The sequence below is a fragment of the Mesorhizobium sp. M1004 genome (assembly GCF_040318795.1).
Lineage (GTDB): Bacteria > Pseudomonadota > Alphaproteobacteria > Rhizobiales > Rhizobiaceae > Mesorhizobium.
Genome location: NZ_JAMYNB010000048.1, coordinates 1 through 564, shown reverse-complemented (window position 1 = coordinate 564; position 564 = coordinate 1). Strand labels below are relative to the sequence as shown.

Sequence of the window (564 nt, the reverse complement as noted above, 5' to 3'; positions counted from 1 at the left end):
GGTCCCATTGATCGAGGCTTGCGCTGTCGATGCGAACCTTCCCGGCGACCGGCGTCCATGCGCCGACGATGGCGCGCGAGAGTGTCGACTTGCCCGAGCCCGATGGACCGATGACCCCGAGTGCGCTTCCCGCCTGAATGGCAAACGCAATGCCGGTCACGGTCGGCTTGCTTTCGCCGGGCGGAACAATTGTCACGCTTTCGAGGCGCAGTTCGCGTTCAGGTGCAGGCATAGGCACAACAGGAGCGGTTTCAGGAACCTTTTCCAAGAGGTCCTCCAGCCGCGCCCAACTCTGGCGCGCCATGAGGAAGGGTTTCCAGCTTGAAATGGCCAGATCGACCGGAGCCAGCGCACGCCCCATCATGATCGAACTGACAATCATGACCCCGGCCGTAGCCTCCTGCCTGACGACAAGGTACGCACCGACGGTAAGAATGGCCGATTGCACCTGCAGGCGCAAGTCGGCATTGCAACGCGCTGCTTGCAGCAGACCATTGCGTGCCATGTTGTGGGCAACGGTATCGCTTATCGGCCCTTGCGAGAGAGTGTTGGCAAGGAGTGTCA

At 61.5% G+C, this 564-nt stretch carries 1 protein-coding gene; it reads right to left on the bottom strand.

What is annotated here, in order from left to right; translation table 11 throughout:
* The coding region (locus NKH54_RS32460) for an ATP-binding cassette domain-containing protein (RefSeq protein WP_352539221.1) at positions 1 to 564 on the bottom strand (564 nt) is incomplete at both ends.